18 protein-coding genes are annotated in these 18,163 nt (G+C 73.8%); 4 read left to right on the forward strand and 14 right to left on the reverse strand.

What is annotated here, in order from left to right; translation table 11 throughout:
- Positions 1 to 5 precede the first annotated feature (5 nt).
- The 4 genes from QPK52_RS18885 to QPK52_RS18900 all read right to left on the reverse strand — a co-directional run bounded on the left by QPK52_RS18885 (position 6) and on the right by QPK52_RS18900 (position 4,707).
- Entirely contained in the window at positions 6 to 1,040 is a 1,035-nt protein-coding gene (locus QPK52_RS18885; protein ID WP_410538653.1) for a hypothetical protein, read from the reverse strand.
- A gap of 92 nt (positions 1,041 to 1,132) precedes the next feature.
- Positions 1,133 to 2,188 (reverse strand): zinc-dependent alcohol dehydrogenase, encoded by a 1,056-nt coding sequence (locus QPK52_RS18890; RefSeq protein ID WP_410538654.1) that lies wholly within the window; start codon positions 2,186 to 2,188, stop codon positions 1,133 to 1,135.
- Positions 2,189 to 2,492: 304 nt separating this feature from the next.
- The gene (locus QPK52_RS18895) at positions 2,493 to 3,653 is read right to left on the reverse strand and encodes a mandelate racemase/muconate lactonizing enzyme family protein (RefSeq protein ID WP_410538656.1); all 1,161 of its coding nucleotides are present in this window, start codon (positions 3,651 to 3,653) and stop codon (positions 2,493 to 2,495) included.
- Positions 3,654 to 3,765: 112 nt separating this feature from the next.
- On the reverse strand, positions 3,766 to 4,707 hold the full coding sequence (locus tag QPK52_RS18900; protein WP_410538657.1) for an SGNH/GDSL hydrolase family protein: 942 nt from the start codon (positions 4,705 to 4,707) through the stop codon (positions 3,766 to 3,768).
- A 342-nt stretch (positions 4,708 to 5,049) separates the two neighbouring features.
- On the opposite strand from QPK52_RS18900, the gene QPK52_RS18905 reads away from it, so the two are divergent.
- Positions 5,050 to 5,544 (forward strand): DUF3145 domain-containing protein, encoded by a 495-nt coding sequence (locus QPK52_RS18905; protein WP_093654684.1) that lies wholly within the window; start codon positions 5,050 to 5,052, stop codon positions 5,542 to 5,544.
- A 282-nt stretch (positions 5,545 to 5,826) separates the two neighbouring features.
- Here QPK52_RS18905 and QPK52_RS18910 read toward each other — a convergent pair whose 3' ends face one another.
- From QPK52_RS18910 to QPK52_RS18950, 9 genes are all read right to left on the reverse strand, one after another.
- A complete protein-coding gene (locus QPK52_RS18910; protein ID WP_410538658.1) occupies positions 5,827 to 7,089 on the reverse strand; it encodes a beta-ketoacyl-[acyl-carrier-protein] synthase family protein in 1,263 nt (420 codons plus the stop codon).
- Positions 7,090 to 7,176: 87 nt separating this feature from the next.
- Complete coding sequence (locus QPK52_RS18915) at positions 7,177 to 7,425, reverse strand: acyl carrier protein (protein ID WP_093654688.1); 249 nt, start codon at positions 7,423 to 7,425, stop codon at positions 7,177 to 7,179.
- A 71-nt stretch (positions 7,426 to 7,496) separates the two neighbouring features.
- Entirely contained in the window at positions 7,497 to 8,501 is a 1,005-nt protein-coding gene (locus tag QPK52_RS18920; RefSeq protein WP_410538659.1) for a ketoacyl-ACP synthase III, read from the reverse strand.
- 13 nt (positions 8,502 to 8,514) lie between these two features.
- Positions 8,515 to 9,471, reverse strand: a complete 957-nt coding sequence (locus QPK52_RS18925) for an ACP S-malonyltransferase (protein WP_410540387.1) — start codon at positions 9,469 to 9,471, stop codon at positions 8,515 to 8,517.
- 100 nt (positions 9,472 to 9,571) lie between these two features.
- Positions 9,572 to 10,774 carry a PucR family transcriptional regulator gene (locus QPK52_RS18930; RefSeq protein WP_410538660.1) on the reverse strand — a complete coding sequence of 401 codons (1,203 nt, stop codon included), beginning with the start codon at positions 10,772 to 10,774 and terminating at the stop codon, positions 9,572 to 9,574.
- A 114-nt stretch (positions 10,775 to 10,888) separates the two neighbouring features.
- Positions 10,889 to 11,824 carry an aldo/keto reductase gene (locus tag QPK52_RS18935; RefSeq protein ID WP_410540388.1) on the reverse strand — a complete coding sequence of 312 codons (936 nt, stop codon included), beginning with the start codon at positions 11,822 to 11,824 and terminating at the stop codon, positions 10,889 to 10,891.
- Between the two features lie 228 nt (positions 11,825 to 12,052).
- On the reverse strand, positions 12,053 to 12,514 hold the full coding sequence (locus QPK52_RS18940) for a DoxX family membrane protein (protein ID WP_410540389.1): 462 nt from the start codon (positions 12,512 to 12,514) through the stop codon (positions 12,053 to 12,055).
- Positions 12,515 to 12,829: 315 nt separating this feature from the next.
- Positions 12,830 to 13,345, reverse strand: a complete 516-nt coding sequence (locus QPK52_RS18945; protein ID WP_410538661.1) for a lytic polysaccharide monooxygenase auxiliary activity family 9 protein — start codon at positions 13,343 to 13,345, stop codon at positions 12,830 to 12,832.
- A 342-nt stretch (positions 13,346 to 13,687) separates the two neighbouring features.
- A complete protein-coding gene (locus QPK52_RS18950) occupies positions 13,688 to 14,926 on the reverse strand; it encodes an MFS transporter (protein ID WP_410538662.1) in 1,239 nt (412 codons plus the stop codon).
- A 58-nt stretch (positions 14,927 to 14,984) separates the two neighbouring features.
- On the opposite strand from QPK52_RS18950, the gene QPK52_RS18955 reads away from it, so the two are divergent.
- The 3 genes from QPK52_RS18955 to QPK52_RS18965 all read left to right on the forward strand — a co-directional run bounded on the left by QPK52_RS18955 (position 14,985) and on the right by QPK52_RS18965 (position 17,520).
- Positions 14,985 to 15,590 (forward strand): CGNR zinc finger domain-containing protein, encoded by a 606-nt coding sequence (locus tag QPK52_RS18955; protein ID WP_410538663.1) that lies wholly within the window; start codon positions 14,985 to 14,987, stop codon positions 15,588 to 15,590.
- Positions 15,591 to 16,030: 440 nt separating this feature from the next.
- Entirely contained in the window at positions 16,031 to 16,795 is a 765-nt protein-coding gene (locus QPK52_RS18960) for a class I SAM-dependent methyltransferase (protein WP_410538664.1), read from the forward strand.
- A 50-nt stretch (positions 16,796 to 16,845) separates the two neighbouring features.
- Positions 16,846 to 17,520 carry a pirin family protein gene (locus QPK52_RS18965; protein ID WP_410538665.1) on the forward strand — a complete coding sequence of 225 codons (675 nt, stop codon included), beginning with the start codon at positions 16,846 to 16,848 and terminating at the stop codon, positions 17,518 to 17,520.
- Here the strand turns inward: QPK52_RS18965 and QPK52_RS18970 are convergent.
- Positions 17,511 to 17,963 (reverse strand): hypothetical protein, encoded by a 453-nt coding sequence (locus tag QPK52_RS18970; RefSeq protein ID WP_410538666.1) that lies wholly within the window; start codon positions 17,961 to 17,963, stop codon positions 17,511 to 17,513. The genes QPK52_RS18965 and QPK52_RS18970 overlap by 10 nt on opposite strands.
- Between the last annotated feature and the right edge of the window lie 200 nt (positions 17,964 to 18,163).

Raw genomic sequence — 18,163 nt, forward strand, 5'->3', positions numbered from 1 at the left:
GGTGGTCAGTTCCCTTCGGACGCGGCGGACACGGGGGACACGGCGGACACGGGGGGCACGGGGTTCCCGGGTTCGTCGGGGAAGCGGTTGAGGGGGCCGGGCAGCCGGGAGCCGGCCGGGGACATCCCGTCCCCGGCGCCGAGGCGGGCCAGCAGGTCCAGGGCGAGCCGGCCGCGGCGGACCCGCTCGCGGGCGGTGTCCAGGGTCGCGTCGCGCAGGTGCGCGCCGTAGGGGTAGATGGCGGGGGCCTTGCTGAGCCCGAACTTGAGGTAGACCGGGGCGCCGCGCCGGATCAGCTCGGCGGCGTCGTACATCCGCACATAGCCGCCGAGGTCGTCCGGGGCCTCCAGGTAGAAGTCCATCGGGGCGCGGCTGACCCGGCGGATCTCGGTCAGGTGCTCCAGGGTCAGGTCGGAGGGCACGTTGATCGAGTCGGCGCCCAGCCGCTCGAAGACGGCGTAGGAGGCCGGGTTCACCGGGCCGATCAGCGCCGACACCTTGAGGGTGGTGTCGGCCGGCAGGACGCCGCGCGTCCGCATCCGGTGCAGCGTGTGCAGTACGCCCTCGTCGGCCACCAGCAGGCAGCGCACGCCGAGTTCGGTGGCGCGTACGGCGTCCTCGACGCATCCGGCGAGCGCGTCGTGGCCGCGGGCGCGCAGCCCCGCGCCGCCGGAGGACGTACGGGTGCCGGCACCGGTGTCCCAGGTGCCGCGCGGACCGGTGAACAGGCACAGCTCGACGTTCCGTTCGGCGCAGGCGCCGGCCATCTCGGAGATCTCGGCGTCGGTCAGCATCCACACGCCGCTGCCCTGGCTGATCCGGTGGACGGGGACGTCCAGGGCCTCGGCCTCCTTCAGCACGGTGGCCAGGGCCTCGGGCCCCTCGACGGAGGGGATCTCGGTGCGCCAGGTGCCGCCGTCGGGGAAGGCGTGCGGGGAGGAGTCGGAGGGGCTCCGGTCGGGACAGGGGTGGCCGAGGGAGGCGAGGGCGGCCTCGCCGGGGCGGCGGGGGCCGGAGGGTTTGATGGACGCTTCGGTCACGATGCTCCCTGGTTCGATCTTGTTCGACATCTCGTACGGCGTTCGCGGTCGAGGGTGCGGGCCGGGGCCGCGGGCGGCCGGAAAGGGCGGGGTCAGGGCCGCAGCAGGACCTTGCCGACCCCGGGATCGCCGCCGCCGACCAGCGCGACGGCCGCGGCGAAGTCCTCCAGCGGCAACTCGTGGGTGATCAGGGGCGCGGGCGCGAGCAGCCCGGCGTCGAAGGCCCGTACCGCATGGGCCCAGGCGGCCGGCGGGGCGCCGAAGACGGACCGGACGGTGAGCTGGCTGACGGACAGGTGGACGGGGTCGATGCCCCGCGCGCCCGGCCCGGGCAGCCCGGTCAGCACCACCCGCCCGCCGCGCCGGGCCAGCAGACAGGAGTCGTGGGCGGTGGTGGGCGCGCCGGCGGTCTCCACCACCAGGTCGTAGCGGCCGTGCAGGCTGCCGGCCTCCGCCGGGGCGCACACCCCGGTGGCGCCCATGGGCAGCGCCTGCTCGGCGCGCCCGGTGCGGGGATCGACGACCAGCAGCTCGGCGGGGGAGACCGCGGCCAGCAGCTGCACGGCCAGCAGACCGAGCGTGCCCGCCCCGACCACGGCGATCCGCTCGCCGGAGCGCGGCCCGCCCGCCAGCACCGCCGCCGCCACCACGGCGGCAGGCTCCAGCAGGGCGGCCGAGCGCAGGTCGGCGCGGTCGTCGAGGACGTGCAGCAGCCGGGCGGGCAGGACGAGGAAGTCGGCGAAGGCGCCGGGCCGGGTGAAGCCGGTCTCGTCGTAGCCGCCGGTGCACAGGCTGGTGGCGCCCTCGCGGCAGCGGTCGCAGACCAGGCAGGCGCGGAACCCCTCGCCCACCACCTTCCGCCCCACCAGCGCCGGATCGGTGCCGGGGCCCACCGCCTCCACCGTGCCGGACCACTCGTGGCCGGGCACGACGGGGTAGCGGACGTAGCCCTCGGCCCGGGTGCCCGCGTACACCTCGCGGTCGCTGGCGCAGACCCCGGCCGCGTACACGGCCACCCGCGCCTCGCCCGGCCCGGGTTCGGCGCGGGGCGCCTCCACCAGCCGGTGGCCGCCGGGCCGCTCCACGAGGACGGCGCGCCCGGTACGGCGGACGCCGTCCGGCGCCGGGGCGTGTGCGGGTGCGTTCACCACTGGCTCCTCCCCGCGCCGCGCGGACCGCCGGCGCCCTGTGCGCCCGCCGGAAGGCGGACGGCCGCCCCCCGCAGTGGATTCTGCGCCGGATGCCCGGGCATGTCACCACCGCCCGCGAGACCGCCCCCCGCAGGACCGGGTGCCGCAGGACCGGACGCGCCGCACCGGCCCGCGCCGCACCGGCGGCCCCGGCGCGCAAGGGCCCGCGCGCCATCCCCGGCTGCCGGAGGCGCGCCCGCGCACCGGTGTGCGGCGGGGGCGTGAGGCCGGGCCGGTGCGAGCCCCCGGCACGCGCCCCGCCTCACGACTGCGCTCCGCGCGGATCCCGCTTCTCCCAGCCCTCGGCCCACAGGTCGAAGTGGGCCTGCTGCTGGGGGAACTCCGCGGCCGCGTCGGTGTCCAGCTCCACCCCCAGTCCGGGGGCGTCGGGGAGGGAGAAGTAGCCGTCCACGACCTCCGGCGCTCCCTTGACCACCTTCTTGATCTCGGCGTCCGCGAAGTCGTTGAAGTGCTCCAGGATCTTGAAGTTCGGTGTGCAGCCGGCCAGTTGGAGGGAGGCGGCCGTCAGCACCGAGCCGCCCACGTTGTGCGGCGCGACCAGCATGTAGTGGGTCTCGGCGGTGGCGGCGAGCTTGCGGGTCTCCAGGATGCCGCCGATGTGGCCCAGGTCCGGCTGGATGATGTCGGCGGCCTGGGACTCGAACAGCTCGCGGAACTCGATGCGGTCGTGGATGCGCTCACCGGTGGCGATGGGCATGTCCACCTTCTCGGCCACCTTGGCCAGCGCCTTGAGGTTCTCCGGCGGCACCGGCTCCTCCAGCCAGCTCGGCCGGAACGGCTCGACCTCGCGGGCGATGCGGACGGCCGTGGCGGGACTGAAGCGGCCGTGCATCTCCAGCAGCAGCTCGCACTCCGGCCCGATCGCGTCCCGCACCGCCTCCACCAGCGCCACCGAGCGCAGCGTCTCGGCGTGGTCCAGCTCGAAGTGGCCGGTGCCGAACGGGTCGAGCTTGAGCGCCCGGTAGCCGCGCCCGACGACCCTCAGCGCCGCCTCGTGGAAAGCCTCCGGGGTGCGCTCGACGGTGTACCAGCCGTTGGCGTACGCCTTGACCCGGTCGGTCACCCTCCCGCCCAGGAGCTGCCAGACGGGCACGCCCAGCGCCTTGCCCTTGATGTCCCAGCAGGCCATCTCCACGCAGGCGATGCCGGACATCACGATCTCCCCGGCCCGCCCGTAGTCGCCGTACTTCATGCGCCGCACCAGGTCCTCGACCGCGAAGGGGTCGGATCCGGCGATGTGGTTGGCCTCGGCCTCGCGCAGATAACCGACCAGGGCGTCGGTGTGCCCGAGCATCCGGGTCTCGCCGACGCCGGTGAGTCCCTCGTCGGTGTGGACCTGGACGTAGGTCAGGTTGCGCCACGGAGTACCGACGACATGCGTGCTGATCCCGGTGATGCGCACAGCGGCTGCCCTTCTCTGTCGTTCGATATTTCGTCAGACGTTCGAAATGCTGGCGCGAATGTAATGACGAGGCTCGACCGGCGTCAATGGGGCGGACGCGGATTTCCGCCGCTCAGGCGGGCGGACGCTCGGCGGTGATCTGCCGGTGGGCGATCTCGGCGAGCGCGCGCTGGCCTTCCAGTCCGGGGTGGAACCAGTCCCAGGCGCTCAGCTCGCGGGCGGTGAAGCGGTAGCCGTGCACCGCCCCGCCGTCGTGCCGGCAGCGTGCATCGCGCTCGCAGACCTCCGCCAGCGCGGCGTTGTACGCCCGCACCCGCGCCGACACCTTCGCCCGCCGCTCCGCCGCCGCGGCGTCCGAGGTCTGCGCACCGCCCAGCATCGACGGGCAGATGCCGAGCTTCCACACCTGCGCGGCCACCGGGTGGGACCGGCCCAGGGACCACAGCCGCTCCAGGTCCGGCACGCCGGCCACGTACACCTGGGTCTTCGGCGAGGCCCTGCGGAGGGTGCGCAGCGCCTCGGCGAAGTCGGCGCGGAACTCCTCCACCGGCGTCATCCGCTCCACCGTCGGCCGGCAGGCGTCGTTCGCGCCGATCAGCACCGTCACCAGCTCCGGCCGGTGCGCCGCCGCCTCGCGGGCCTGGGCGGGCAGCTCGGCCATCAGGGCACCGGAGCGCGCGTGGTTCCAGGTCGCGGTGGCCGGGACGCCCAGCCGCCGTGCCAGGCTGTCCACCTCCGGGGAGGTGCCGGTGGCCCAGGATGCCTCCGGGCAGTCGTCCAGCAGCGAGCAGGCGTCGAAGGCACGGGTGATGGAGTCGCCCAGGGCCGCCAGCGAACCCGGGCCGGTGTCCCAGGAGGGGGAGGGCGACGGGGAGGGGCGGGCGCCGGCGGACGCGCCCCGGGAGTGCGGCGCACCACCGCCGGAGCCGTCGCACGACACGGCGAACACGACGAGGGCCACGATGGCGGCGACCGCGGCGCAGACGGCGGCCGGCAGCCCTCCGCGGCGGGCACGTCCGGCCGGCGGACGGCCGGGCGGCGTGTTGTCTCGCACGTGTGCTCCCCCCGTTTCTTCCCGTGTCCCGGTGGGGTGATGGTTCGGACGGGTGGGTTGACCGCCTCGGCCGACGGTACGTCACCCCATGGGTGCCGTGGCACGGTAGCTTTTGCCATGACGGTCCGAAAATGGCCGCCGGACACGTTTGACAGATTACATCGCGTCACTTGCTGTCCCTTTTAGGGAGAATCGGCACGGATAGTGTTTACTGTTCGTAACTTCGGGAGCCGGAGGACACGTGACCGATGGGACAAGATGTCAACCGGTGACCCGGCGCATGGCCGGCAGGGATTCGAGGCCGCCACGGAAGGTCGCACTCGAACCACACAGGAGGTCCCGGTGACGACACGTGGAGTTCTGTACGTCCACTCCGCCCCCCGCGCGCTGTGCCCGCACGTCGAGTGGGCCGTGGCGGGAGTACTCGGCGCCCGCGTCAGCCTCGACTGGATCAAGCAGCCCGCCTCACCGGGCACCTGGCGTGCGGAGCTGTCCTGGCAGGGCGAGCCGGGCACCGCCTCCAAACTCGCCTCGGCGCTGCGCGGCTGGCGCATGCTCCGCTTCGAGGTGACCTCCGAGCCCTGCTCCACCGCGGAGGGCGAGCGCTACAGCTCCACTCCCGAGCTGGGCATCTTCCACGCGGTCACCGGCATGCACGGCGACATCCTCATCCCCGAGGACCGGCTGCGCGCCGCCGTGGACCGCGCAGCGCGCGGCGAGACCGAGCTGGAGGCCGAGATCTCCAAGCTCCTCGGCAAGCCCTGGGACGACGAGCTGGAGCCCTTCCGCTACGCGGGCGAGGGCGCCCCGGTGCGCTGGCTGCACCAGGTGGTCTGACACCGGCGCGGCCGCGCGGCGACGCGGCCGTACCCACCGGGCCCGGAGCCCGCCCGGACCGTACGCCCCGCCCGGCCGAGCCCGGCGGACCGGACGGTGCCCGCCCGTCCCCCGGCGCCGACGCCATGGGCGCGGTGACGGCTCACGGCCTCCCGCGCCGGCCCGGCCTCCGCCTTCTGCGACCGACCCCCGCCCGGCTCCGTGTCCTCCGCACGCCCGTGGGCCCGCCGGACGGTGTCCGGCGGGCCCACGGGCGGTGCTCAGGCCGTGCTCAGGCGGTGTTCACGCCGTGCGGAAGGCCACGACGACGTTGTGGCCGCCGAAGCCGAAGGAGTTGTTGATCGCCACCAGCGGGCCCTCGCCCAGCGGGCGCGGTCCGCCGGTCACGATGTCGGCGTCGATCTCCTCGTCCAGGTCGTCGACGTTGATGGTCGGCGGCGCCGTGCGGTGGTGCAGAGCCAGCACCGTCGCCACCGTCTCGATGCCGCCCGCGCCGCCCAGCAGGTGACCGGTCATGGACTTGGTGGCGGAGATGGCCACATGGTCCAGGTCGGAGCCCAGCACCTTGCGCAGCGCCTTGATCTCGGCGACGTCGCCCTGCGGGGTGGAGGTGGCGTGCGCGTTGAGGTGCGCGACCTCCGAGGGCTTCAGGCCGGTGGCCTCCAGCAGGCTCTGCAGGGCGTCGGAGATGCCCCGGCCGGTCGGCTCGGGCTGCGCGATGTGGTGGTTGTCCGCGGACAGGCCCTGGCCCAGCACCTCGCAGTAGACCTTCGCGCCGCGCCGGGCCGCGTGCTCGGCCGACTCCAGCACCACGACGCCCGCGCCCTCGCCGAGCACGAAGCCGTCGCGGGCCTTGTCGTAGGGGCGCGAGACCTTCTCCGGGTCCCCCTCGTTCTTCGACAGCGCCATCATGTTGGCGAACGCCGCGATGGGCAGCGGGTGGATGGCCGCCTCGGTGCCGCCCGCGACGACCACGTCGGCGCGTCCGGTGCGGATCATCTCCACGGCGTAGCCCACCGCCTCGGCGCCCGAGGCGCAGGCGCTGACCGGGGTGTGCACGCCCGCCTGGGCGCCCACCTCCAGGCCCACGTTGGCCGAGGGGCCGTTGGGCATCAGCATCGGCACGGTGTGCGGGGAGACGCGGCGTACGCCCTTCTCCTTGAGCACGTCGTACTGGTCGAGCAGGGTGGTGACGCCGCCGATGCCGGAGGCGACGACGGCGCCGAGCCGGCCCGGGTCCACCTGGCCGTTCTCCCCGGCCCTGCCCTCGAAACCGGCGTCCGCCCACGCCTCGCGGGCCGCGATCAGCGCGAACTGCGCCGAGCGGTCCAGCTTGCGGGCGAGCGGACGGGGCAGGACCTCGGACGGGTCGACCGCCGCCTGCGCGGCGATCCTCACGGGCAGTTCGGCGGCCCACTCCCGCTCCAGGGCCCTGACCCCGGAGCGGCCGGCGAGCAGGCCCTCCCACGTCGATGCGCTGTCGCCACCCAGCGGTGTGGTTGCGCCGATACCGGTGACGACCACGGTGTGGTGGGTCGCGTTCACAGGAATTTCTCCACTGGTAGGGGAAGTGCGGTCATCCGCCACCGCGGAACGGGTGGCGACAAACGCTTCAACGGGCGTGCGGACCGGTCAGTCCTGGTGGTTGAGGATGTAGTCCACCGCGTCGCCGACGGTCTTGAGGTTCTTGACGTCGTCGTCCGGGATCTTGACGCCGAAGCGCTCCTCGGCGGCGACGACGACCTCGACCATGGACAGCGAGTCGACGTCCAGGTCGTCGGTGAAGGACTTCTCCAGCTGGACGTCCTCGGTCGGGATGCCGGCGATCTCGTTGACGATCTCGGCGAGACCCTCGACGATCTCTTCCTTGGTGGCGGCCATGATGGCGCTCCTTCGTGTTGTGTTACGCGTGGTGTGTTGCGGTCCGGTGTGCTGCGATGCGGAACATCCGGCTAGGGGAGGGTAACGACCGTCGCCGCGTAGACGAGACCCGCCCCGAAGCCGATGACGAGTGCGGTGTCGCCGCTCTTCGCCTGCCCGGTCGCCAGCAGCCGCTCCATGGCGAGCGGAATGGATGCGGCCGAGGTGTTGCCGGTGGTCTCCACATCGCGGGCGACCGTGACGTGCTCCGGCAGTTTGAGGGTCTTCACCATCGAGTCGATGATCCGCATGTTGGCCTGGTGCGGGATGAAGACATCCAGGTCGTCGGCGGTTATGCCGGCCGCCTCCAGCGCCTGCTGGGCGACCTTGGCCATCTCGAAGACGGCCCAGCGGAAGACCGTCTGGCCCTCCTGGCGGATCGCCGGGAACTTCTCGACCTCGCCCTCGCGGTAGTCGTCCCACGGCACGGTCTGCGAGATGACGTCCGCCTTGTCGCCCTCCGAACCCCACACCGCGGGGCCGATGCCGGGCTCCTCGGACGGGCCGACGACGACCGCCCCGGCGCCGTCGCCGAAGAGGAAGGCGGTGGTGCGGTCCGTCAGGTCCGTCAGGTCCGACAGCCGTTCGACGCCGACGACCAGCACGTACTCCGCGCTGCCCTCCACCACCAGGCCCTTGGCGATGGTCAGGCCGTAGCCGAAGCCCGCGCAGGCCGCGGAGATGTCGAACGCGGCGGCCTTGCCGGTGCCCAGCCGGTGGGCGACCTCGGTGGCGATCGAGGGCGTCTGCTTGAAGTGGGAGACGGTCGAGACCACGACCGCGCCGATCTGCTCGGGGCCGATCCCGGCGTCCGCCACCGCCTTGCCCGCCGCGGCGAGCGTCATCTCGGCGACGGTCTCCTCCGGTCCGGCCCAGTGCCGGGTGGCGATGCCCGAACGGGAGCGGATCCACTCGTCGGACGAGTCGATGTGCTTGAGGATCTCCTCGTTGGGCACCACACGGGTCGGACGGTAGCCGCCGACACCGAGGATGCGCGCGTACGGCGCGCCCTTCGCGGGCCTGATCTTCGCGGTCATGCTCTCGGAGCTCCTATCGACTGCTGTCCGGCTGCTGGGCCGTGGGAGAGGCGTGCTCGGCGATCAGCTCACGGGCCGCGTCGAGGTGCTCGGGGGCCTTCAGGGCCAGAGTCTTCACACCCGGCAGGGCACGCTTGGCCAGGCCGGTGAGGGTGCCGCCGGGGCACACCTCGATCAGGGCGGTGACGCCCATCTCCCTGAACGTCTCCATGCACAGGTCCCAGCGCACCGGTCCGGCGACCTGCCGCACCAGCCGCCGCACGATCTCATCGCCGTCGGCGACCGCCCGTCCGTCCCGGTTGGAGACGTAGGGCACGCGCGGGTCCTTGGGCGACACGCCCTCGACGGCCTCGGCCAGCGCGTCGACGGCCGGGGCCATGTGGTGGGTGTGGAAGGCGCCCGCGACGGACAGCGCCTTGACCATCCGCGCCCCCTCCGGCTTCTCCTCGGCAAGGGCGGCGAGCTGCTCCGCGGTGCCGGCGGCGACGATCTGGCCGGCGCCGTTGACGTTGGCCGCGGTCAGGCCCAGCCGCTCCAGATGCGCCGTCACCGTCTCCGGGTCCCCGCCGATGACGGCGGCCATGCCGGTCGGGGTGACGGCGGCGGCCTCGGCCATCGCCCGGCCGCGGGTGCGCACCAGCGCCATCACGGCCTCGGGGGTGAGGACTTCACCGATCGCGGCGGCGGTCAGCTCGCCCACGCTGTGGCCCGCGACGGCGCCGAGGGAGTCCAGCGGGACGCCCTCCAGCAGCGCCTGTGCGGAGACCAGCCCCGCGGCCACCAGCAGCGGCTGGGCCACGGCCGTGTCGCGGATCCGCTCGGCGTCCGCCTCGGTGCCGTAGTGCACCAGGTCCAGGTCGATGGCGGCCGACCACTCACGCAGCCGGTCGGCGACACCGGGGAGTTCGAGCCAGGGAGTCAGGAAACCGGGCGTCTGGGCGCCCTGTCCGGGAGCGACGAGTACGAGCACTCTCACACTCTCTCTTGTCGACGGAGGTCCACGCCGGTGGGGACCAGCACGAAGAACGGTCAGGGGAATTGTGGAAGGCCGACAAAACCGATGGGCATGACTATATCTGCCCACCCCCGTCTGCCAGACGACCCAGGATCAGCGCGACGCGCAGCGTGAACGCCGAACGGACGTCCGAGGGAGACCATCCGGTGACGTCCGTCACACGTCGCAGCCGGTAGCGAACGGTGTTGGGGTGCACGAACAGCATCCGCGCGGCCCCCTCCAGACTGCTCGCCTGCTCCAGGTAAACACTCAAGGTCTCCAGGAGGGCGGCTCCGGCCTCCTGAAGCGGTCTGTAGATCTCCTCCACCAACAGCGCCCGCGCGGTGGGATCCGCGGCCATCGCGCGCTCGGGCAGCAGATCGTCCGCCAGCACCGGGCGCGGCGCGTCCGGCCAGGCGGCGCACGCCTTCAGCCCGGCGGCGGCCGCCTGCGCCGAACGCGTCGCCGACAGCAGGTCGCCCACCACGGGGCCGGCCACCACCGGGCCCGCGGCGAACGGGCCGATCAGCGACTTGGCGACGTGCAGCGGATCGTCCGAGCCGCCGGCGATGACCACCAGCCGGTCGCCCAGCACCCCGGTCAGCACCTGGAGCTTGGCGTGCCGGGAGGCGCGCCGGATCGCCTCCACCGTCAGCTCGCTGTCCCCGTCGGGCGCGGTGCCCAGCACGACGGTCACGTGCTCGGGGGAGTTCCAGCCCAGCGCCGCGGCGCGGGAGACGGCCCCCTCGTCGGCCTCCCCGGAGAGCACCGCGTTGACCACCAGCGACTCCAGCCGCGCGTCCCACGCGCCGCGCGCCTCGGCGGCCTGCGCGTACACCTGGGCGGTGGCGAAGGCTATCTCGCGGGCGTAGACCAGCAGCGCCTCGCGCAGCACGCTCTCGTCCCCGGGCGCGGCGACCTCGTCGATCGCCGCCTCCACGACCTCGATGGTGGTGCGGACCATCTCCACGGTCTGCCGCAGCGTGATCGCCCGCGTCAGTTCGCGCGGCGCGGTGCCGAACACGTCCGTACTGATCGCCTGGGGCGTCTCGGGGTGCCGGAACCACTCGGTGAACGCCGCGATGCCCGCCTGCGCCACCAGGCCGATCCACGACCGGTTCTCCGGCGGCATCGCCCGGTACCAGGGCAGTTGCTCCCCCATGCGCGTGAGGGCCGCGGCGGCCAGCTTGCCGGAGGACTGCTCCAGCCGCCGCAGCGTCGCGGGGTGCGGATGGGGGCGCTGCTTGTCGGGTGCTGGTGTCTGAGTGGGTTCTGGCACGGGACAAGACTGCCCTATTGGTACGGCCGTATGGGTGGCGGGTGTCGGATCCGTACAACGAAAGGGGGTGGCGGCGGGGGCGGGGACGCGGCCGGGCCGGCCCCGGGGCCCGCGTCAGGCCCATGGGAGCCGGGAGCGGCGGGCCCAGTACTCGCCCGGAGCCTCGGCGAGCCCGGCCAGCCGCGCCAGGTGCCCCTCCTCCAGGCGCACCTCCACCGCGCGCAGGTTGCTCTCCAGCTGTCCGGCGGTCGCCGCGCCGGACAGGACGGTGCCCGCCCACGGCCGGTGCAGGACCGCGGCCAGCGCGACGGCGTCGGGGGAGGCGCCCGTCTCGCGGGCGACCGCCTCCAGGACGGCCAGGGGGCGGGAACCGGGCTCCAGCAGCCGCCCGTTGGCCAGTCCCTCCTTGACGATGACCGTGCGGCCCGCCTCGTACGCCTCGGCCAGGGCGGGTCCGGCCGACGGCTCCAGGAGGTTCCAGGTGGCCTGCACGCTGCGGAAGAGCGGCTCGCCGTCCACGGTGACCTCCAGAGCGGCCCGTACGGCCTCCCCCTGGTCCGGCCCGCTGGTGCTCACCCCCACGGTGACGCCCTCGGCGGCGAGCGCGGCCAGCCGGCGGTGCAGGGCCGCGTCGGTGAGGGCGGGGCTGCCGGGGGTGACGGAGTGGACCTGGTACAGGTCCAGCCGGTCGCCGAGCAGGGCCCGGGTCTCGGCGAGCTGCCGGTCGTAGGTGGCCGGGCTGTGGTCCTTGACCTCGTGCACGGGCGCGTCCACCGACCAGTCGGCGGTGTAGGTGTAGCCCCACTTGCTGCCCACGACCAGTTCCTCGCGCCGTTCGCCGCCGGCGCGCAGCCAGTCGGCGAGGAACTCCTCGGCGCGGCCGTAGGAACGTGCGGTGTCGATGTAGCGCACTCCCGACTCCCAGGCGAGGTCGAGCAGTTCGCAGGTGCGGCGGCGCAGCTGAGCCACCGTCCGCCCGGCGGGCAGATCGCGCCCGCGCCCGAGGTTGATGTATCCGGGGCGGCCCACGGCGGCCAGCCCCAGTCCCATCCGCGAGGCGGGCGTGCGGTGCGGGCGAGCGGGATCCAAGGTCACGGTCGTCGGCCTCCCCGGTGTGCGGCTGCGTGCCCGCCCAGGCTATGCGGCTGTGCGGGCGCGGGGCGGGAGCGAGGCCGGACGAGGAGGTGCACTCCGGCGGCGGCGAGCCGGAGGGGCGTGATGCCCGGCGGCGAGTGCGGCGGCAGCCCGGCCGCCCGCGCCCCGCACGGGCCGACGGCCTTACAGGGGGCGTGACTTCCCGAACGCGAAGCCCCGCTTCGTTCTCGGACGACTCAGTTCTTCGGCCGCCACGGTGAGACAGGCGGCGACCAGGACGATGTTCTTGATGATGTACTGCCCTTCCATGGTCGGTACCACCGAGTCGCTCTGCCACATCTCGCCGGGAAGGACGAAGAGTGCGGAGAACACCCCGGTCATATGGGCGAAGAAAGCCGCGAGAGCCGGGCGGAGGAGGAATCCGGTGGTGAGCCCGATCCCTATCGCCAACTCGCACAACGCCAGTGATGTGCGCACCGTGTCCGGCTGCATCAGGCCGAAGGTGAGTTTCATGGCAGCCCTGACGGCGACACCCTCCGCAGGGCTGGTCGCCGGAAACAGCTTCAGTGCCCCGAACCAGAGGAACACCAGCCCCACCGAAATCCTCAGAATCGCGGTGCCGTGGCACTGGAACCGGTCGGCCAGAGCGCGTAAACGGTCGGATTCCCGCGAATTTCCCGGGGCGGCGGTTCCGTGTGGTGCGTGCTCCGTTCGCTCCGAGAGAGCTCCGCTTTCCCCGGGGAGGGGAGAACTTCGGAGAGGACTCCGCCCATCGGATTTCTTCAACATCGCCCGTACTCTCCCGTGGTTCGGTGCTCGCCGGTGAAACCGCCGTACCCGCGGTTCACGCGAGCGCTTCCCGTGCCGGTGATCACCGGCACGCCGGGGCTCCGCCCGGGCACCGGGCGCCCGGAACGCCGGCCGGCCGCCCCGCGCGGAGGCGGCCGGCCGGTCCCCGCGTCAGCGGATGGAAACGTCCACGCAGGCGTAGAAGGCGTTCGGGGTGTCGGCGATGTTCCACACCGCGAGCACCTTCTGCCGCCCGGTCAGGCTGCCGAAGTCCACCTGGTGGGTGACGGTCGAACCCGGCTGGGCGCCGCCGTCGTTGAATTCCGCGATCTTCCGGCCGCCCGCGTAGTACTGCCAGGTGCTGGTGGCGTGCCGCGCAGTCAGGCGCCAGTTGAAGCTTGTGGTGCGGCTGACCGGGGTGACTCGCCACCCCTTTCCGTCGTTGTCGAGTTCGGCGAACGCGGCGTTGCCGCCGCTGCAGCTCATCAGGCCCTTGGGTCCCTCGACGCTCTGCGGCTCGTACTTGATCGGGCCGCAGGAGACGATTCCCGCGGCGCACTGGGCCTGTCGGCTCGGGGGTGAGGAGACGTAGCCGTGCGCGTTCGCGGTACCGGCCGGCAGGCTCACGGCGAGAAGCGGGGCTATTCCCGCTCCGATGGCCGCGGCGAGCATCTTCCTGTTCCTCATGTCGGCTCCTTCGGGTCGGAGGCCCGGCTTTTCCCCCGTCGGGCCTCACCTTGGGCAGCGCAAGGACGAGGAAGCGCAATCGCGTGGGCGCGGCGACCGATCGTGGGGGCACCGGCAGACGACACTCCGCGACGCATTTCCTTTCCCCGCTTGGTCTAGACCATACTCTTTGATAATTCTCGGTCAAGAGGGCAGGGCGGACGAACCGTTACTTCCGCGAACCGGCGCGTAACCTCGGCGGAGGGCGGCGGGGCCGGTACCCCGCACCGGCGGCCGCACGGATCCGCGGACCCGCGAGGCGGGAGCGGGCAGCGGCTGCGCGTGCCCGCCCAGGCCGTGCGGCTATGAGGGCACCGGGAGGGAGCGAGGCCGGACGAGGAGGTGGACTCCGGCTGCGGCGAGCTGGAGGGCCGCGATGCCCAGCAGCGGCAGGTGCGGCGGCAGTCCGGCCGCGGCCCCGGCGAGAGCCGAACCGCAGGCCGCCGCCGAGATCTTCAGCCCGGCCCCGATGGTGAAGACCTGGGCCCGCACCCCGGGCGGGGAATGGTCGGCGCGGATGCGCAGCGTGGCGCTCAGCAGCGGCCCCTCGAAGACGCCCGCCACCGCGAACAGCGCCGTCTGCGCGGCGAACGAGGGCGCGGCAGCGGCGGCGGCCAGCCCCAGGCCCGCACCGGTCAGGCAGAAGGGGACCAGACGCCGGGCGGGGAAGGAGCGCAGCCACCGGGCCACCGCCAGGGAACCCGCCAGCGCCCCGAGCGCCAGCGCCGTCATCAGCACGCCTCCGGCGTCCGGGCGGCCCCGGTCGCCGGCGAGGAGCACCGCGGTGGTGGTCAGGCCGCCGACGCCGACGAAGGCCAGGGAGGTGGCTGCGGTGACCGCGCGCAGCTCCCGCACGTGCCACACCGCCGCCAGGCCGGCCCCGAGATCGGCCCGCAGCGCCGTCCGGGACTTCGGTCCGGGCGCCGCGGCCCCGTTCCCGTTCCCGTCCGCGCCCTCGTCCGTCCGCCTGTACGGCAGTGTCGCCGCGGTGGCGGCCGCGCCCGCCGCCGAAGCGGCCAGCAGCACCACGGCCGGGGCGGGCGAGACCAGCGCGGCGACCGTGCTCACCAAGGCGGGGCCGGCCACCGAGACGGCGTTGTAGGTGGCCGCGTCCAGGGCGTACGCGCGGTCGCGTTCGGCCCCCTCGGGCACCAGGCGGGCCACCAGGGCGGACAGTCCGCCGGTGGCCACCGGACCGCAACCGCCGCCGAGGGCGGCGACGGCCAGCACCACGGGCAGGGGCGCGCGTCCGGTCATCACCGCCAGAGCCGAGATGCCGGCAGCGAGACCGCCCAGCGCGCACAGGTAGAACAGCCGTGGGTCGCGGGCCCGTTCGGCCAGCGCCCCCGTCAGCGGCGCGGCCAGTACGTGCGGCGCCATCCAGGCGGTGAGCACGAACGCGCCCTGGGCGGCGCTGCCGGTGCGGTGCAGCGCCAGCATCACCACGGCCACCGCCATGCCCTCCTCGGCGAGCCGCGCGAGGAAGGCGGTGGCCAGATAGGGCCTCAGCCCGGTGTGCGGGCGCACAGGCACCTCCAGCATGTAACGCCATTTTGGAAAAAGACGTTACCCTGTGTGTGAGCGGCGAGGGGAGAGACAGGTGAACGACGTGGTCACCGGACGCGGATTCCAGCCGGCCCGGCGGCTGGTCGATCTCACCAACGCGCTCCGCGCCGACCCGGAGCTGCCGCGGGAGGAACTGGCCGAACTGCTCGTCCGCCACGGTGAGCGGCCCGAGGACCTCGCCGAGGAGGCGTTCCCGCCGGCCTGCGCGGCCGAACTGCGGTCCGCCGTCGCCCGTATGGCGGCCGTACTGGCCGAGACCGACACCGGCCGGGCCGCCCGCACGCTCAACGGGATCCTCGCCGAGTGCGGTGCCCGCCCCCGCCTGACCGACCACGGCGGACGCCACCCCTGGCACCTCCACGTCGACCGGGACGAGGACGCGGGCTGGGCCGACTGGTTCCTGGCCGCGAGCGCCCTGGCCCTGGCGCAGATCGTCACCGAGCACGGCCGCGCCGCCTGGGGCGAGTGCGCCGCCCCCGGCTGCTCCGCGTTCTATCTGGACACCGGCCCCGGCAGCGCCCGCCGCTACTGCTCGGCCACCTGCGCCTCCCGCGCCCGCGTCGCGGCCCACCGCCGCCGCCGGAGGGAAGGGGAGGGCAACCCGGCCGGTCGGCGGGAAGGGCGAGGCGATGTGAGGTGAGGTGAGGCGAGTGAAGCGGAAGAGTCGTCCGCCTTCCGGGAGCGCCGGCGGTCAGCGAGGGGCGTGCTCTCAGAGACCGAAAGCGGTCAGGTGCCGGGCGGCGAGGTCATCGCGCGATATGCCCGGGCGCTGGGCGGCAGTCTCACGGCGGTCGCCGTCTTCGACGACGGCGACCTGGGCAAGGTGGGCTGGGCCCGGCCGCTCGTCCGCACGGCGGGACCCGCGGAATCCGTGGAGAAAGCCGCTCCGGACGGGCCGGGAAAGGCACTGCGGCGGTCTTCGGCGGGTGCACCGGCGGAAGGCCTCACCGGGCCGGAGGTGTTCCCCCGACCGCCCCCGGCCGGCCCCTTCAGGCGGTCGCGCACGGGGCCGGGGCGAGCCGGCCCCGCTGGCGTCCTGAGCTCTCCGGGCATACGTTCCCCGTCGGGAGGGGGTGCGGTATGGACCGGAGCATCCGCACGGTGGAGGACGTACTGAGGCTGCTGGACGGGCTGTTCACTCCGGGGGCCGACCGCTGGACGGCCGGTGCCGCTTCATGGTGGGACGGCTTCTACGCGGACCGTTCGAAGCCGGTGCCGTTCTTCGCGGCGAAACCGGACGAGAGCCTGGTCTCGTACCTCGACCGTGGTCTGGTCGTCCCGGGCCGAGCCCTCGATCTGGGCTGCGGGCCAGGCCGCAACGCCCTCCACCTGGCCTCCGCCGGATTCGAGGTGGACGCCGTCGACGTCTCTCCGCGGGCCCTCGCCTGGGCCGAGGAGCGGGCCCGTGAGGCGGGAGCGGGGATACGGTTCCACCTCGGGGACGCCTTCACCCTCGCCGAGGACGAACTCTGCGGCCCCTACGACCTGATCTGCGACTCCGGCTGCTTCCACCACCTGCCGCCGCACCGCCGCGTCAGCTACCTCGCCCTGGTCGAGCGCGTACTGGCCCCCGGCGACCACCTCGCCCTCACCTGCTTCGCGGCCGGGCCCGGGGGAGTGGGCTGCGAGCTGCCGGACGCCGAGCTGTACCGCCCGTCCGGCTCCTCCGGCTCGCCCGTTCCACCCGGTCTCCACGGCGGTCTGGCCTACACACCGCAGTCGCTGCGCCGGATCTTCTCCGGGCTGACGGAGGTCGAGTCGCGCCGCATGCACGGCGAACCGCCCGAGTCCCCCCGCTTCGGCGAACCCTTCCTGTGGACGGCCCTGTTCCGCCGGGCGGCGTGAGGGCGGCGGCCGTCGTGTGGGATGTCCGGCCGTCCGCGTACCGTGGAGGAATGCTGCACATATGGCGCGATGCGGACCGTTACCGGGGCGGGGACCCGGCGGCCGGCATCGAGACACGGCACGCCTTCTCCTTCTCCGGCTTCTACGAGCCGTCCAACACGCGCTTCGGGCTGCTGGTCGCCTGCAACGAGGAGCGCCTCGCGCCGGGCGCGGGCTTCGCCGAGCACCCGCACGCGGACGTGGAGATCGTCTCGTGGGTGGTCGAGGGAGAGCTGACCCACGAGGACTCGGCCGGCCGCCGCGTGACCGTGCGGCCCGGGGACGTGCAGCGACTGAGCGCCGGCCGCGGCATCCGGCACGTGGAGCGCAACGCGGGGGGCGAGCCGCTGCGGTTCGTGCAGATGTGGCTGGTGCCGGGGGTGTTCGGGGGCGAGGCGGAGTACGAGGTCGTGCGCGGCATAGCGGACGGCACCCCGTACGCCCTGGACCGTGCCGACGCGGTGCTGCACGTGCGGCGGCTGGGCGCCGGGGAGCGCACCGCGGTGCCGGACGCGCCGTGGGTGTACGTGCACGTGGTGCGCGGCGGGCTGCGCCTGGGCGGTGAGTCGCTGGAGGCGGGCGACGCGGCGCGGATCACGGACGCGCAGGGGCTGGAGGCGTCCGGGGGCGGGACCGGGGCCGAGGCGCTGGTCTGGGAGATGCACTCCGAGCCGTCCTACGGCTGAGACCGCCCCTCCACGGCGGGCTCCACGGCGGAATCCCGTACGGCCGGCTCCGGGGCCGGGAGCGCGCCGGAGCAGGTGGCTCGCCCGTAGGACCCGAAGGCGGTGGAGCGCTGGACGTGCCTGCCGCGGATGGCGAGGGCGCAACTGGCCTCGCCGCCCTTCTCACCGAGGAGGATGCTGACGATGGGCTCCTTGCCCAGGGGCACCTCCACGGTCTTCTTCCACGGCAGCGTCACGTCCGAGGCGACGGTCGCCTTCCCGGCCTCGCTGCGGGCGAGATAGGTGATGTCGGCCGTGCCCTCCCCCCGCACCTCGTAGGTGACCTCGGCGGTGGGGACGGCCCGCTCCCCGGGCTCGTCCTCGGTGTTCAGGACGCCGTAGCCGACGAGGCCGGCGCAGGCGAGCACCAGGGCGGCGGCGACGGCCACCACGCGCCGGTCCACGCCCCGTTCGGACGTGCCCTCCGCGGTTTCGCCGCCGGCGGAATCGGCGGGACCGGTTTCCGGGATTTCCGTGGCATCGGATTTCTCCGCGCTTCCGGCCTTGTCCCTGACCTCCGTGACCTCCGGCGCCGGAATGTCCGGGCGGCCGGGCGAATCCCCGGGCCGCGCATGCGCCCGCGTGCGGTCCTTTTCCTCGTCCG

The organism is Streptomyces sp. KL2 (assembly GCF_046529545.1).
GTDB classification, from domain to species: Bacteria; Actinomycetota; Actinomycetes; order Streptomycetales; family Streptomycetaceae; genus Streptomyces; species Streptomyces radiopugnans.